This is a genomic window from Enterococcus saigonensis (genome assembly GCF_011397115.1).
Taxonomy (GTDB): domain Bacteria; phylum Bacillota; class Bacilli; order Lactobacillales; family Enterococcaceae; genus Enterococcus_C; species Enterococcus_C saigonensis.
The window spans coordinates 2,045,513-2,062,242 of record NZ_AP022822.1 but is presented as its reverse complement, the minus strand read 5'-3'; the positions used below and the strand labels follow the sequence as shown (position 1 = coordinate 2,062,242).

At 36.3% G+C, this 16,730-nt stretch carries 14 protein-coding genes and 1 other annotated feature; of the genes, 11 read left to right on the top strand and 3 right to left on the bottom strand.

From position 1 onward, the window contains the following. Positions 1-82: 82 nt before the first annotated feature. Both sdaAA and sdaAB read right to left on the bottom strand, forming a co-directional pair. Entirely contained in the window at positions 83-955 is an 873-nt protein-coding gene (gene sdaAA, locus EsVE80_RS09775; RefSeq protein WP_173103538.1) for an L-serine ammonia-lyase, iron-sulfur-dependent, subunit alpha, read from the bottom strand. 13 nt (positions 956-968) lie between these two features. After that, the gene (sdaAB, locus tag EsVE80_RS09770; protein ID WP_173103537.1) at positions 969-1,634 is read right to left on the bottom strand and encodes an L-serine ammonia-lyase, iron-sulfur-dependent subunit beta; all 666 of its coding nucleotides are present in this window, start codon (positions 1,632-1,634) and stop codon (positions 969-971) included. A 224-nt stretch (positions 1,635-1,858) separates the two neighbouring features. Here sdaAB and EsVE80_RS09765 point away from each other — a divergent pair, with 224 nt between their 5' ends. From EsVE80_RS09765 to nagB, 11 genes are all read left to right on the top strand, one after another. After that, a complete protein-coding gene (locus EsVE80_RS09765; RefSeq protein ID WP_173103536.1) occupies positions 1,859-2,584 on the top strand; it encodes a glucosamine-6-phosphate deaminase in 726 nt (241 codons plus the stop codon). 309 nt (positions 2,585-2,893) lie between these two features. Next, on the top strand, positions 2,894-3,316 hold the full coding sequence (rplK, locus tag EsVE80_RS09760; protein WP_173103535.1) for a 50S ribosomal protein L11: 423 nt from the start codon (positions 2,894-2,896) through the stop codon (positions 3,314-3,316). A 101-nt stretch (positions 3,317-3,417) separates the two neighbouring features. Then, the gene (gene rplA, locus EsVE80_RS09755) at positions 3,418-4,107 is read left to right on the top strand and encodes a 50S ribosomal protein L1 (RefSeq protein WP_173103534.1); all 690 of its coding nucleotides are present in this window, start codon (positions 3,418-3,420) and stop codon (positions 4,105-4,107) included. 54 nt (positions 4,108-4,161) lie between these two features. Next, positions 4,162-4,293 (top strand) — a sequence feature (ribosomal protein L10 leader region). 36 nt (positions 4,294-4,329) lie between these two features. After that, a complete protein-coding gene (gene rplJ / locus EsVE80_RS09750; protein ID WP_173103533.1) occupies positions 4,330-4,833 on the top strand; it encodes a 50S ribosomal protein L10 in 504 nt (167 codons plus the stop codon). A 56-nt stretch (positions 4,834-4,889) separates the two neighbouring features. After that, complete coding sequence (rplL, locus tag EsVE80_RS09745) at positions 4,890-5,258, top strand: 50S ribosomal protein L7/L12 (RefSeq protein ID WP_173103532.1); 369 nt, start codon at positions 4,890-4,892, stop codon at positions 5,256-5,258. 557 nt (positions 5,259-5,815) lie between these two features. Continuing rightward, positions 5,816-9,442 (top strand): SpaA isopeptide-forming pilin-related protein, encoded by a 3,627-nt coding sequence (locus EsVE80_RS09740; RefSeq protein ID WP_173103531.1) that lies wholly within the window; start codon positions 5,816-5,818, stop codon positions 9,440-9,442. Beyond that, a complete protein-coding gene (locus EsVE80_RS09735) occupies positions 9,443-10,909 on the top strand; it encodes a SpaH/EbpB family LPXTG-anchored major pilin (RefSeq protein ID WP_173103530.1) in 1,467 nt (488 codons plus the stop codon). A 16-nt stretch (positions 10,910-10,925) separates the two neighbouring features. Beyond that, on the top strand, positions 10,926-12,824 hold the full coding sequence (locus tag EsVE80_RS09730; RefSeq protein ID WP_173103529.1) for a SpaH/EbpB family LPXTG-anchored major pilin: 1,899 nt from the start codon (positions 10,926-10,928) through the stop codon (positions 12,822-12,824). Positions 12,825-12,888: 64 nt separating this feature from the next. Further along, positions 12,889-14,073 (top strand): class C sortase, encoded by a 1,185-nt coding sequence (locus EsVE80_RS14005; RefSeq protein ID WP_173103528.1) that lies wholly within the window; start codon positions 12,889-12,891, stop codon positions 14,071-14,073. A 99-nt stretch (positions 14,074-14,172) separates the two neighbouring features. Next, positions 14,173-14,358, top strand: a complete 186-nt coding sequence (locus tag EsVE80_RS09720) for a CsbD family protein (RefSeq protein ID WP_173103527.1) — start codon at positions 14,173-14,175, stop codon at positions 14,356-14,358. Between the two features lie 278 nt (positions 14,359-14,636). Continuing rightward, on the top strand, positions 14,637-15,338 hold the full coding sequence (gene nagB / locus EsVE80_RS09715) for a glucosamine-6-phosphate deaminase (RefSeq protein ID WP_173103526.1): 702 nt from the start codon (positions 14,637-14,639) through the stop codon (positions 15,336-15,338). A gap of 371 nt (positions 15,339-15,709) precedes the next feature. On the opposite strand, the gene nrdF is transcribed toward nagB, so the two are convergent. Further along, positions 15,710-16,672, bottom strand: coding sequence for a class 1b ribonucleoside-diphosphate reductase subunit beta (nrdF, locus tag EsVE80_RS09710; protein ID WP_173104186.1), 963 nt, complete (start codon positions 16,670-16,672; stop codon positions 15,710-15,712). Positions 16,673-16,730: the final 58 nt, after the last annotated feature.

Here is a 16,730-nt window from a genome sequence, read left to right as displayed (position 1 = left end):
TTAATCAAAAAAGCATTGCGTTTGCAATTACACAAACACAATGCTTTTTTGCTGTATTCGATACAAAAAGAAGTAGTAACAGTTATTGTTGCTTAGCAAAAATTTCTTTTTGTAGACGCTGGGCAGTAGGGGTCATAGCTAACCCGCCTTCTGCTGTTTCCTTAAAAATAGAAGGCATTTGACGTCCAACTTGATACATTGCAGCCACTACTTCATCAGGTGGAATAACACTTTGGATACCTGCTAACGCCATATCAGCGGAAATAAATGCTTGAGAAGACCCCAGTGCATTCCGTTTCACACAAGGTACTTCTACTAAACCAGCAACAGGATCACAAATTAACCCCATCATATTTTTTAAAGTAATCGCAACTGCTTGAGCCGCTTGATGCGCACTGCCTCCGTTAGCACAAACCAAAGCCGCCGCAGCCATTGCGCTGGCAGAACCCACCTCTGCCTGACAACCTCCTTCAGCACCAGAAATTGAAGCATTATTGGCAATCACTAATCCAAAAGCCCCTGCGGTAAAAAGGAAGTTTACTTGTTCTTCGTGACTTAAATTTAATCGCTCACGCACTGCCAGTAAGACACCCGCGACAACTCCAGCGCTACCAGCAGTAGGTGTGGCGCAGATTAATCCCATTTTCGCATTCACTTCATTGACGGCGATACCATTTCTGACAGCTTTCAAAATGGTTTCACCACTTAAAAAATTACCGCTAGTTAGATAATCGTCCATCTTTTTTGCGTCGCCGCCAGTTAAACCCGTGACAGAAGTAACACCCATCACCCCTTCAGCAACAGAATTTTCCATCACAGTTAAGTTTCGTTCCATTAATGCAATAATCTGTTCTTTTTGACGCCCAGTAACTTCCATTTCAGTAGCAATCATTAAATCTGCAACAGAAGGATAATTTTTAGCTTGTTCTACTAAATCTGCAATTGTATAAAACATCCGATAATACTCCTTAATCAAAATAATTAACAGTATACATATATTCCAAGGATTTTAATTGCGCACAAATACCAGGTTGTGGCTCATCTACTTCAATAATCATAATAGCTTTTTCGCCCTTGGATTCTCGCGTGACGGTCATCGTACCGATATTTACACCTTGTTTAGACAAGATATTGGTAACTTTGGCAATCATGCCTGGCACATCTTGATGAACCGTAATAAAGGTGGGTGTTCCCATAGATAAGGAAATTTTAAAACCGTTTAATTCCGAGATTTGAATATTTCCACCACCAATTGATTTACCACTAACTGATAGGGTTCGATCACCTTTATGAAGAATCATCTTAACTGAGTTAGGATGTTCTGCCTTTTCACTTTTAGGAATAAAATAAACTTCCATGCCTTTTTCGTAGGCAATTTTTAAAGATTCCGCCAAACGTGTGTCATCTGGTTCCATTCCTAGTAAACCACCTACTAAGGCGATATCTGTACCATGCCCGCGATATGTTTTGGCAAAAGATTCATATAAATAAATGTCGACACTTTCAGGCTGTTCGCCGAAAATACTGCGAATGACTTTCCCGATTCTAGCTGCTCCAGCAGTATGGGAACTGCTGGGTCCAACCATAACAGGTCCGATAATGTCAAAAACACTACGATATTTTAGCTGTTCCATTGAAGGCACCTCGTTTCACTTTCTGCACTTGTAGTCTAACACAAAAATAACAATTTTTAAGCTCGTTTTTCTTATAAAAAAGATAAGTTTTTTGAAATATCAATCCGGCTTAGTTGCGCAATAATAGCAAAAAAAATCAGAAACTACAATTTATTTACATGGAATATCTGTTTTGCGCTATAATTAATTTATAAAACGTTTTCAAAAATGAAGGAGTGGTGTTAATGAAGTTAATTATTGAAAAAGATTACGAAACTATGAGTCAAACTACCGCCAATATTTTATTGGGATTGATGAGTGAAGATCACCGGGTCAATTTGGCTATTACAGCTGGCAATACGCCTAAACGTCTTTATGAAATTATGGTGCCGCAAGTAAAAGGGCGACCTTATTTTGAGAATGTTCATTATTATAATTTTGACGAAATCCCAATTGTGGGCAGTCAAGGCTATGGCATTACTATGCGTAATTTAAATGATTTGTATTTTTCACCCGCTAATATCAAAAAAGAGCAGTTACATCCTTTAGACGAAACCAATTGGCAAACACAAGATGCACGCTTAAAGGAAGCTGGTGGCTTAGATTTAATTTTAATGGGTATTGGTGAAGATGGTCATTTTTGTGGCAACATGCCTGGCTGGACAAAATTTGGTGCTACGACCTATGCTGTTGATATTTCACAAGCACAAGCAGCAAAAGAAGCTCTTGCAGCAGAAGTAGATGGAGATTTAAGGAAAGTCCCCAATGAATTTTACACGATGGGTCCAAAGAGCGTAATGGCGGCAAAGCGGCTCGTCATGTTTGCTAACGGAAAGAAGAAAGCTGCGATTGTTAAAAAAGCATTCTTTGGCGCAGTGACAGAAGCTGTTCCTGCTTCTATTTTACAGTTACATCCGAATTTGACACTCATTTTAGATACAGAGGCGGCTAGTGAATTAGCTGATAGATAATAAATTTGTTATAGATATCGAATTTATCAAACTAACTTCTAGAGACAATAAGTCAAAATCTTGAGAAATTTGAAAAATTATTTATCAAGATTTTGGCTTATTGCAAGAGAGTAGACTAAGTTTGTTAATCTTTTTTTGTTGCAATCTTTGCATTTTTTGTTATAATATTTCAGTGTGCGTAATTCGCGCTTATTTTGCGACACGCATTTTTTAATTGTGTTCTTTACTTTTAAGTAGTGACACAAGTACGTGGGAGGAGAAATATTCATCTCCAATTAACCACATCACGGACTCAAGGAGGTATGTCTCGTGGCAAAGAAAGTTGAAAAAATCGTTAAATTGCAAATTCCTGCAGGTAAAGCAACACCAGCTCCACCAGTAGGTCCTGCGCTAGGTCAAGCGGGTATCAATATCATGGGCTTCACAAAAGAATTTAATGCCCGTACTGCTGATCAAGCAGGTTTAATCATTCCAGTTGTGATTTCTGTATATGAAGACCGTTCATTTACATTTGTCACAAAAACACCACCAGCTGCAGTATTGTTGAAAAAAGCTGCCGGTGTAGAAAAAGGTTCAGGCGAACCAAACAAAACAAAAGTTGCAAAAGTTACGCGGGATCAAGTTAAAGAAATCGCTGAAACTAAAATGGCTGACCTAAACGCTGCTGACGTAGAAGCTGCTATGCGCATGGTCGAAGGTACTGCACGAAGCATGGGGATTACTGTAGAATAATTCTACACCCTGAGGAAGTAGCTTCTCAGTTTACTCGCTATTGAAAAATACGAGACACGTGGGAGGTTCTACCGTTATAACCACATCAAGGAGGAAACAAAATGGCTAAAAAAAGCAAAAAAATGCAAGAAGCATTGAAAAAAGTTGATACAACTAAAGCTTACTCAGTTGAAGAAGCTATTGCATTAGCAAAAGAAACAAATATCGCAAAATTCGACGCAACGGTTGAAGTAGCATACAAATTAAACGTTGATCCTAAAAAAGCGGATCAACAAATTCGTGGTGCTGTTGTATTACCAAACGGTACTGGTAAAACACAAACTGTTTTAGTTTTTGCTAAAGGCGAAAAAGCAAAAGAAGCAGAAGCAGCTGGTGCTGACTTTGTTGGCGACGACGACATGGTTCAAAAAATCCAAGGTGGATGGTTTGACTTTGACGTAGTTGTGGCAACACCAGATATGATGGCTACTGTTGGTAAATTAGGTCGTGTCTTAGGTCCTAAAGGTTTAATGCCTAACCCTAAAACAGGTACTGTTACAATGGACGTTACAAAAGCTGTTAACGAAGTAAAAGCTGGTAAAGTTACTTACCGTGTTGATAAAGCTGGTAATGTACATGTACCAATTGGTAAAGTTTCATTTGAAGATAACAAATTAGTTGAAAACTTCAAAACTATTAATGATGTGTTAGTGAAAGCTAAACCATCAGCTGCAAAAGGTCAATATATCAAAAACATTTCAGTGACAACAACATTTGGCCCTGGTGTTCATGTTGATCAAGCTTCATTTTAATTAAACGTAATTTAAACGTTGACTTGACTACCTTATCTGTGGTAAGGTAGTCAAGGTTAATAATTAACTGTACCGAAGACAGTAGGTGACGCAAGTCTTAATTTCCTACCGAGGACATTTATTGAAGAACATTCAATAGTCCCTCTATGTCTACGGTGACAAGGAGAGGCTTTTTTCTTTGCCTTAAATTCTTGTTCATCAAAATCAGGAGGTGAAATACAAGTGAGTGAAGCAGCAATCGCTAAAAAAGCGCAAATCGTTGACGAAGTTGCTGAAAAATTCAATGCAGCTGCATCTGTAGTAATCGCTGATTACCGTGGATTAACTGTTGAAGAAGTAACCAACTTACGTAAACAATTGCGTGAAGCAGGCGTTGAAATGAAAGTTATCAAAAATTCTATTCTTTCTCGCGCTGCAAAACAAGCCGGCTTAGAAGGTTTAGACGAAGTTTTCACAGGTCCTACTGCCGTTGCATTTAGTAACGACGATGTAGTTGCACCAGCGAAAATCATGGATGAATTTTCAAAAGACGCAAAAGCATTAGAATTAAAAGGCGGTATCATCGAAGGTAAAGTGGCTTCTTTAGAAGAAATCACAGCTTTGGCAAAATTACCAAACCGCGAAGGACTACTATCTATGTTGCTATCTGTACTACAAGCGCCAGTCCGCAATGTGGCTTACGCTGTCAACGCAGTGGCAGAAAGCAAAGATGGAGATGCAGCCTAAGCGCCGCATAATCTAAATAAAAAAATTACACAACTTAAATTGGAGGAAAATCAATCATGGCATTGAATATCGAAAACATTGTCGAAGAGCTAAAAGGCGCGACAATCTTAGAATTAAACGACTTAGTTAAAGCTATCGAAGAAGAATTTGGCGTATCTGCAGCAGCTCCTGTAGCTGTAGCTGCAGCTGGTGCTGGTGCAGCGGCTGAAGAACAAACAGAATTTACTGTTGAATTAACTTCAGCTGGCGACCAAAAAGTTAAAGTGATTAAAGCAGTTCGTGAAGCAACTGGCTTAGGCTTGAAAGAAGCTAAAGCATTAGTTGATGGCGCTCCTGCACCAATCAAAGAAGCAGTTTCTAAAGAAGAAGCTGAAGAATTGAAAGGCAAACTTGAAGAAGTTGGCGCATCTGTAACAGTTAAATAATTGATGATTATTTAAAAGCCGGGATCTTTTTAGGATCTCGGCTTTTTTTATTTTTGAAAATTGATGGACTAAATTCATAATTTAAAGAAATAGTCATTTAAATTATTGGAATTGTAAAACCATTTTAAATTATTAAGTGATGATAGCGAAGAAGATGATAATTAAGCAGATGTGATAAAACAGAATAAAAAAATAATATATAAATTAATTTATTTGTTATTTATTCTTTCGTATTTATAAAATAAATAGCTTATTTAAATGTAGATTATCAATTAATTTCATAATTCTTCAAAATAATACTTTAAATAGGTATTGTAATTATGGTGTTTTGTGAAGTATGATAGATAACGTTTTGCCTTTTTGAATTTCATTAAAAAACCTAATACTGTATGAACAATTTCTACATTAGAATTAGTAAAATAACTGATAATTTCTTTCTTTTTTTTAAAACAGCCGTTTTGTCATTATTCTAAAAAAAAATATTTTTTTGTGAAATTGTGAATATGTGTTTTCCTCCCTAGAATGAGGGTATCGTACTAGTCAAAGGGGTGGAAACGATGGAAAAAAAAGGATGGAAAAGGAAATGGTTTGTTTTTTGGGGATTAGTTACTATCTTATTACCTTTTGTGCAGTCATTTGCTAATGGCTATACAGCTATTGCGTTAACAACCAATGATGATAAGACTGAACAACAATTATTTGATAATGAATATGGAAAGGCAGCTGTTTATTATCAAACCCAAGAAGACCACATTGATTGGCAAATCAACATACATAAAAATGACAATAAAGGTCCAACACGATTGGTTTATTCAATGACAGATGTAGCAAAGAAAACGGCTATTGTGCCCACACTTGTCAAAGAAGAGCAATCAACCAATTTATTTGAAGTGAAAACAAATCAGAATGCTGCTGATTACGGTCACGTAGTGGAAAAAGAAGCTTCTATTACAATTAAAAATGATTTAATTAAATTTACAACACCAGTAGTTGAGGGAGTAAATTTAAAAATTATGTTCACTGATAATACCGCAGAAAATAAAGAAGAAACAGTATTTTCTAAAGAATATCCTATTACTGTAGCTAAAGAAAATGAAACAGAATCTACAACAGAACAAACTACTTCATCTTCAACTACTTCTAATTCTACTGTTTCTTCTAGTGAAACAGCAGAAGAAACGAGTGAAGATGTGACAAATTTAGGCGACGTGGATGAAGAGACGTTCAACTCAGCGAAAAAAGAAGCTGAGAAGAAATACGCAGAAATAGGAACTCCGCAGACGATTACACGAAGTGCCGCGGTGACAGATACATCAATTTCTAATGGAGCACAACCTAAATATAAAACTATTTCTTATGACTATCCATCTAACAAACTGATAAATAATGCGCCATCAGGGGTGTTTGTTAACGATAAGGTGGCAGATCCAAATAACCAAAATTTATCTGATGTGGAAATATCAAAAAATGTTGCCAATTATAGTTATAAAGATAACAATGCAGACAAAGATGGACTTTGCTATCAAGATCATGGCGGCGATGTTGTGCTTAATGGAAATAAGTATGCAGCACATACGTATTTGCATAAAAGTATTAAAGAAACAGATACGCAAGGCTTATTTGATGTAACTATAAAAGTTAAAGGGGACTCTTATAATCCGCCCAAACCATTAGATATTGTTTTAGTTTTTGATAGGTCATACAGTATGTATTCAAATAAGCGAATTGATGCAGCAAAATTAGCTGCAAAATCTTTTGTTGAATCTATGCTAATGGCAAATTTGGATGAGAACAATAAACCATATGCAACACCTCCGATAAATATATCACTGGTGACGTTCGACACGAACGCTAATCAAAAAACGATACTTACTTCTGACAAAACTACATTGGAGAATCAAATTAATGCTATTCCAGGGCAAAATGGTAGTCGGGGGGGGAATACCAATTTACAAGCTGGTATCATCGTTGGCGGAAAAGTTTTAGAAAAAGGTAGACCTGGAGTCGACAAGATTATGGTACTACTAAATGATGGAGCGCCATCTCAAACATATATTGCTGAGGGGATTGATACTACTAAAAAAATTCCTATTCTTCAAAAGGATAATATATCGTCTCCTGTGTCAATACCTGGGGATTATGTACGTTTTCCTGTCCAAGAATATCCAGGAATTTTGAATAACTTTCAAGGAGTTCATGTAACTGGCGATGGAACAAAGACAATGTTTAGTTTGGGGGCACCAGCAAAAGGACCTGGATTTCACTTATATGATAGGGACAGTAGCAATCCTTTTGATAAAAAAGACGTGGAAACTCCGTTTCAGAGTTATAAGATTCAAGTTGGTGGAGTTACTGATGTTGTAAATGATCATATTTGGCCTACAATATCGCAGGCAAAACTCGAACAAAGTAAAGGGACTACCATCTATACTTTAGGAATTGAATTAACAAAAGATGAATCAAATCCTAATGGTGTTAAATTACGTAATAGAGGCGGCGATGTACCAACATTATCTACACCTAATCAGGCAATCAATACCCTTAAAAATTTAGCAACACCTTCTGATACCGATGCCTATTATACTTCTGCAGACAAAGTAGCTGAACTAAGCCAAAAGCTGCAAAAAGTATCAGATGACATTAACAAAACAATCAATAAAGGGACGATTGTGGATCAGCTAAGCGAGAATGTTATATATCAGCCAGGAACTATAAAGACTGAAGTGAAGACAAAGAGTGGGACGACTCAACCGACACCATCTTTGGCAAATGAAAGTATAAGTGATCAGCTTACTAAGGGACCAACAAAAATAACCTTAGGTGATTTAACACTAGGTAAAGATGAAACAGCTACGATTACCTATCAAGTTCGCATCAATACGGAACGACCAGATTTTAAACCTGATTATTTCTATCTTGTTGATAATCCTATTTCTCCACCTACGTTACAACCTTTAGGAGACCGACTAACGACTTTGCCGTTTCCCATTCAGTCGGTTAAAGCTCCCGGCGTTAAATTGAATATTACGAAAAAGTGGGAAGGGGACAAAAATGATAGTGGTCTTCGTCCAGCTAGTATTTTATTTGACGTAAGTCGTAAGGCAGATGGGTCAAATGAAGTAGAGTATCCATTTGCGGGTCGCTACTTTAAGCTTAGCGGCGAAAAAGGCCAAAATAGTTGGTCTCAAACTGATATTACACAAGTCCAAGATGAGAATAATAAGAATTATTACCTACCTCAATTTAATAATGTTGGGAAGGACTTTACTTACTCAGTAGACGAACAAAAAATACCAGGATATGAAATGACTGTCCAGTCTAAGCAAGATGACAATTTATTTGAATTCACCAATACTTTAAATACAGTAAATTTGAAATTACAAAAGCAAGGGGATAACGGTCAAGTTTTAGCTGACACACACTTTAGTTTAAGCAAAGACAATAAAGTGATTCTATCAGACGTAACAACAGATAAAAATGGTGTCGTTACGATTAAAAGTTTGACGCCAGGGAATTATCAATTAAAAGAAACAAAAGCACAAGCAGGGTATAACCGAGATAATCTACTAATTAACTTTGAAGTAACCCCAGATAAAAAAATTGAACTTGCTGAAAATACCGATAAAAGAGTGGTGCAATCAAAAAATGGGCTAAGTTTAACCATCACCAACCACTTAAAAGCCTTCAATCTTAATTTAACTAAAATAGATAATGTATCTAAAAAGCCAATTAAAGGTGCTGTTTTTAGTTTATCAGATAGTAAGGTAGATCCTAAAAATACGGTTATGTCTAATCCTACAGATAGTGATGGAAAAATAGTCTTTAATTTCAATGAAAAATTGTCAGCTTTACAAGCGGGTAAAACCTACTATTTAAAAGAAGAAACTGCGCCAGAGGGATATAACAAATTGACTGGCTATTTTGAAATAAGTATTGATTCAGCTGGTAAGGTCACTGTTGATTATATAGGAGACGCTTCATATCCGGCTATTCAACCTAGCGTTTCATTAGGAGCTGAAGAAGAAAATAATACCATTACTTTTTCTATCGAAAACAAACCTAAAGTCCCACTTCCTGCTACGGGTGGCATGGGTGTATGGCTAATTTACGGTGTTGGAGCTTTGGCTCTCGTTGTGGCTGGCGGTTATTACTTCTTACGCAATAAAAGTAAGGGGGAAGCTTAAATGAAAAAAATTCTAGTTACCCTTACCAGTATTATTTTATGCTTGCCTTTGTTGATGGGGATGACTCCTGCCAATCAAAATAAGGCGACTCAAATTCAAGTTGTGTTACACAAGATTGCATTTCCAGAAGGAGAGCTACCACAGGATACAAAAAATACAGGGAAAATTGACGATCAACATGCTGAATTGTTAAAAAATTATCACGGCTTAAATAATGTAACCTTTGATGTTTTTGATGTTTCACGTAAGTTCTATGATTTACGCCAACAAGGTTTGACGGTGGAGCAAGCGCAAGAGCAACTTGCAAAACTTGGTCCGAATAAAGAGCGAGTTGCTACAGGCGTGACACAAAATGTTGGCGGAGAAGATGGCACATTAGCTTTTTCACTATCGTCTACTTCTACACAAGCTGATGGTAAAGATGCAGTTTATCTATTTCACGAGGCGAAAGCGCCTGATTATATTAAGGAAAAGTCCAAAGATCTAGTGGTGGTATTACCAATTTATGACGGTGATAAAGTCATGAGTAAAATTCATTTGTATCCAAAAAATGAGCGGAAAACGACAATTCCACCTCGATTCACAAAAGTCGTGACAGACGGCAAGGCAAATTATAATTTTGGCGATAAAATTTCGTTTACCGTTACTACGACGGTTCCGGCAGATTTAACAGATTACAAGTTTTATAAAGTCACTGACCAAGCAGACGAAGTGTTACATTTTAATCCGGAATCCTTATCTGTAACAATTGATGGGAAAGATATTTCTGCCCTCTTTGAAAAAACAATTCGGCAACATGGCTTTGAACTCAACTTTAACGATATGAAGAAATTGGAACCCTACGAAGGCAAGACGATTGTGGTCACGTATACAGATACGTTAATGAGCCATGACAAAGTTGATGCCAAAATTGTGAATACAGCTTCTCTGGATACAGATTTTGACAAGATTGTGAAAGAAGTCGATGTAAAAACGGGCGGAAAACGTTTTGTGAAAGTTGATGCACTCGATAGCAGTAAAAAGTTAGCTAATGCAGAATTTGTGGTATTAAACAGAAAAGGTAATTACTTGAATCAGGAAAAAAACGGTTTTACTTGGACAAATGATGTAACTAATCACAATGTAGTGAAATTAATTTCCGATAAAAACGGCCAATTTGAAATTCGCGGACTTGCTTACGGTACGTACCAATTAGAAGAAATTAAAGCACCAACTGGTTATGTGCGAAGCAAAGAAAAAATTTTCTTCAAAGTAAGTGAGACAAGTTACAATCAAAAAGCCGGTGTACTTAAGGTTGTCAATACTCAAGAACGCAGAAAAATTCCGAAAACGAAAAAACCACATACGGGTATTTTTCCAAAAACAAATGATGTCTTTAACAGCAAGTTGATTTGGTTAGGTGTATTTATACTTTTTGGTGTCGTAATTGCGTATATTCGCAATAAAAAGGAAAAAAATGAAGAATAAAAAGGGGTTCAAGAAGATGAAAATCAAGACAAAACTATTTGGCGCATTAGCTACACTAGCGCTACTATTACCATTGGGATTAGGCTCAAGCCAAGTGGCGAAAGCGGATGAAACAAGTACAACAGATGACACTCAAACTGTTGTATTGCATAAATTACAATACACAAGTTTGCCTTCTGAAAATATCGATAATACAGGTGATCCAATAACTAACTTACCTAGCGACTCGAAACCATTAAAGGGAGTTAAGTTTGTCGCTTATGATGTGACTAAGCAGTATTATGAACTAAGAAATGGAAATGAAACAGTTCCCAAACTAAATGCCGAGGATGCGTATGCAAAACTTCAAACAACGAATATCAAGGATATCAGTGGTTTGGAATTCATGAAAGAATTTTCTGTAACTGATGATAGAGGAGAAGCTTTTGCAGATTTACCACTGAAATCAGAATATACAATCAATAGTAAAAAACAAGATGCTATTTATTTAATTGTTGAAAATTATGCCCCAAGTAACGTAAATCAAGCGAAATCGGCAAATATGGTTTTAGCGTTGCCTGTATACAACGAAGATGGTACTACTAAAAAAGAAACCGTTCATTTGTATCCTAAAAATGAGGTTTACGGTAAAGAACTATCTTTTACTAAATATGGGGTTAAAGATGGAAAAAATAAACCATTAGCTGGAGCTAAATTCCGTTTGAAAGATAGTAACGGCAGTTATCTTCAAGAACAACACGATAGCAATGGATTTCCTTCATTCTCAGATGTATCGAAAGCTAAAATCTTTGTTTCGAATGATGAAGGTGTGGTTAGTACAGATGGCTACAACCTTTCACCAGGAACGTATACTTTTGAAGAATATGCAGATGAAAATGGTATCACAGTAACAGACGATAGTGGTACTTATCATGCTAGCAAGAATGCAACATCAATTGTGACAGCTACTGTTGTAGATAATAGTGGCACATTAAGTGTTGGCTATGATTATTATAATGCTGATGGTTCACCAGCTGAGGGAGCGCCTGCCTCTGCTTATAACTATGCTACACCAACTCCTGAAAAATCAGTAGATGATATTGATGTTGATTATACACAAGTGCTAAATTATACAGCAAAATTAACAATTCCAGATGATATTTCTATTTCTGAGTATACTAAATTTGATTTAGTTGATAGACCAGATGATGACTTAAATGTAAAGACGGATACTGTAATCGCTAAATTAAATGACACTGCTTTAGAAACTAAAGCAGTTAAAGAAGGAAACGGATTTAGGCTTTCGTTTTTTAATAGTGAGCCAGATAAAGCAACTATTAAAGCGAATGCTGGTAAAACAATTGAAGTGACTTATAAAATGTCTGTCATACCGGGTGCAGATCTACAAACAGATATCACCAATGATATTACATTTGATAATAATTTCCACCCTGAAACTTCCACTAAAGTTATTGTGAAATCTTATGGTAAAAAGTTTGTCAAAAAAGATGCGAATACGGAGAAGACACTTAAAGGTGCAAACTTTGTCGTAAAAAATTCTAAGGATAAATTTGCTGAGTTTGATGAATATAGTAACTTCGTAGGCTGGGTTGATAAGGCTACTGAAAATTCAACAATCACTTCAGGAACAGATGGTTCCTTTGAAGTAAGAGGTCTAGCAACTGGACAGTATACTTTGGTTGAAACGAAAGCACCTGTTGGTTATCATTTACCAAGTGATCCTACCTTTAGTTTTGAGGTATCTGAAACAAGTTATAGTAATGAGAAAGAAATCTTAGACGTTCCAAACACACAATCTGGTGTACTCCCTTCCACTGGTGGTAAAGGGATCTACGCTTTCATCGCAATTGGGACAATCGCGGTAGCGGGTGCGGTATTCTACTTCACACGCGGACGTAAACAAACGGAAGCGTAAACGAACTGAACTGGGACAGAAGCCGTGGTGGTTTCTGTCCTGATTTTGCTATAAGGAGCGTCTCATGAAAAAAGCAGCGAAGAGGACAACGAAAAAAAGAACATTTTTGGATATTTTGATGGTTTTGTTGCTGATTTTTGGGATTGGGGCGCTGTCTTATCCTTTTATCAGTGACACGCTGAATACTTTTTTGGATCAGCAGATTATCAATTATTATCAAGCCAAAGCAAATGCCGAGAATGAAGAGGCGATGCAAGCGGCACAAGAAAAGATGGAGCAAAAAAATAAGGAATTGGCAGAAAAAGGTAGTAATCCTGGCGCTGATCCTTGGTCTGATGCGACAAAGAAGAAAAAGGTGCCGAAAAATCCACCCAAAGATTATTATCAAACCCATACGATTGGTGTCATTAATATTCCTAAGATAAAAATTAAACTGCCAATTTTTGATACAACGAATGATTTATTTTTAGCAAAGGGAACTTCGCTATTGGAAGGGACTTCTTATCCAACGGGCGGCAAAAGTACCCATGCTGTCATTTCTGGACATCGGGGGTTACCAGAAGCGAAGTTATTCACGGATTTACCGGAATTAAAAAATGGGGATCAATTCTTTATTGAGATTAATAAAGAAATCCATGCTTATGAAGTGGATCAAATAAAAGTAGTAGAACCGACGAACACGGATTACTTGCAGATTGAAAAGGACAAGGACTATGTCACGCTGTTGACCTGTACGCCTTATATGATCAACAGTCACCGGTTATTAGTGCGGGGACATCGCATTGCCTATGTGCCTAAAATGGCAGCTGAGCTGAAAAAAGCTGACCACTATCAATTGTTGCGAATTATTGGAATTGTGGTCGGAGGATTATTACTTATCGCACTTTTAGTCGCCGCAGTTATTAAGCATGCCAAAACATTAGCCATTGCCAAAAAGCGCTATTTATTGAAATTTTCTATCTTGCAAGATCAAAACCCGATAACGGGAATGACTTTTGCGGTTTATGATCGCAAAGGAAAGCATCAAATTAACCGTGACGGTAAACCGTTAGAGGCAACCAGTGATGAAGCGGGTATCATTCAAATTGAGGCGATGAAAGGTGGAAAATACGTTCTGAAATCGACTACGGGCAATTTGAAAATTCAAATTAAAAAAGTGACAGATGAAAGGTTCACCTTGCTTACCAAAAAGAGTCCATGGCAAAAGACAAATAATTATACGCTTGAAAATAATTCGAATTTTAAATAATTTAATTTATAATTTGACACATATGAAGCTCTTTCATTGGGCAGTTGACCATATTTTTGCTACACTTGAAGAGTAGTAAAGAATAAGGAGGCTATATCAATGGATAAAGATCAAGTTAAAGGTAAAGTAAATGAAACAGCAGGTAAAGCAACAGGTGATGATTCACAAGAATTAAAAGGTAAGCTACAACAAGAAGCCGGTAAAATTAAAGAAAAAGCTGAAGATTTAAAAGATGATGTAGCTGGCGAAATCAATAAATTATTTGATAAGAAAGATAAAAAATAATAAATTTTGACTTACAGGTTGTTATGATCTGTAAGTTTTTTTGTATTTTAATGAAGATTTACAAGAAAATTGTTATGTTTTTTACTTATAAATTTGATTCCATAGCTAATATTTTTTGTCCTAAAGCAAGGTGCTTTTTGCGAAGGAAAAATTTTGAACTAATAATGTTTGAGTATTTCTTAAAAAAGGTGGGATTTGGTCTAGACTTTTGTTGCCTGCATAAAAAATTGATGCTATAATTGGGCTATACCAAACAAGCGTAGAAAGAGGTTATCGAAATGGAAATTATCCGCGTAAAAGATGCCGCTGCTGGCGGAAAAAGAGCCTTTGAAATTATTCAACAAGCCATGAAAGATGGTATTCATACATTAGGTCTAGCGACCGGGAGTACACCGATCACATTGTACCAAGAAATGATAGCAAGTGATTTAGATTTTTCAGAAATGACTTCTATTAATTTGGATGAATACGTTGGGTTAGGTGGAGAAGATAAGCAAAGTTATCGCTATTTCATGAACGAAAATTTATTTAATCAAAAACCATTTAAAGAAACTTTTGTTCCAAATGGAAAAGCAGAAGACTTAGCGGCTGAATGCAAACGTTACGATGACGTAATTGCCACCCATCCAATTGATATCCAAATTCTAGGAATTGGTCGCAACGGTCATATTGGGTTTAACGAACCCGGTACACCATTAGACAGCCAAACTTCTGTGGTTGATTTAACAGAATCAACGATTGAAGCAAATAAACGTTTCTTCGATAAAGTGGAAGATGTACCAACAAAAGCTGTTTCAATGGGGATTGGTTCTATTTTACAAGGTAAAAAAATGATTTTGATGGCCTATGGAGAAGATAAAGCAGATGCAATTGCCGGCATGGTAAATGGTCCGGTTACACCTGACTTACCCGCTTCTGCTCTACAAAATCACGCTGATGTGGTCGTGATCGTCGATGACGCGGCTGCTAGCAAATTATAAAAAAAGTTAATTAAATAAAGCACTTCATTATTAGTAAGATACATTCCTTTGTGGCGAAATCTTACCATATGAAGTGCTTTTTTTTATTAAAAGGTTGATAAATTTGCTGCTGTCTGACTGTCTGGGATTTAAATTTACGCACAAACGCTCAAGTTTTTTATTAAATAAATAGGGTAAAAACTAAGATTAACAAACCGCCAAAAAGCTTCCACCAATTGCTGCGCAAGTTCCCAGTAAACTCAATTTGTCAGATAAGTCTGTAGATATTTTTTAGTGAAGCACGAAAAAAACGCTAAACTATTTTTCCTAAGTGCTTGCGTCAAATTTAAGCAAATACTTAGGTCATAAGTTTAGCGGTACTCTTTTAAGAATTAGAAATTAAAATTATAGTCATCATCTTCCATTGCTTCAACTTGACCTAACAGATAACCATTGCCAACTTGAGAGAAGAAGTCGTGGTTACTTGTTCCAGTTGAAATTCCATTCATGACAATTGGATTTACGTCATCAGCAGTATCAGGAAAGAGGGGATCTTGCCCTAAATTCATTAAAGCTTTATTGGCATTGTAACGTAAAAAAGTTTTTACTTCCTCGGTCCAGCCAATTTCATCATATAATTCTTCTGTATAACGTTCTTCATTTTCATATAATTCGTATAATAAATCATACATCCAGTTTTTCAATTCTTCTTGTTTCGTTTCATCCAGTTCATTAAAACCTAGTTGAAATTTATAGCCGATATAAGTTCCGTGAACGGATTCATCGCGAATGATTAATTTAATGATTTCAGCAACATTGGCTAATTTGTTGTTTCCTAAGTAATACAAAGGTGTATAAAAGCCAGAATAAAATAGAAATGTTTCCAAAAAGACACTCGCAATTTTCTTTTCTAATGGTGTGCCGTTTTTGTAAATTTCATTAATTCGTTCAGCTTTCTTTTGTAAATATGAATTGGTGTTAGTCCATTCAAAGATTTCATCAATTTCAGATTTTGTATTTAATGTCGAAAAAATGGATGAATAACTTTTTGCATGCACAGATTCCATAAACTGAATATTGTTTAGCACTGCTTCTTCATGGGGCGTACGAACGTCTTTACGTAATTGATCCATGCCACTTTCAGATTGAACGGTGTCTAGTAAGGTAAGACCACCAAAGACGTGCCCTACGGTTTGTTTTTCAAGTTCTGACAATGTCCGCCAGTCATCCAAGTCATTTGATAAGGGGATCCGGGTATCCAACCAAAATTGTTCGGTAAGTTTTTCCCAAGTAGATTTATCAATAATATCTTCAATTTCATTCCAATTAATGGCTTCATAATAAGTTGCCATGATTTGCCTCCTAATTCCAATTAATTAGCTTCCTTAACACGCCGTTAAAGAAGCTAAACAT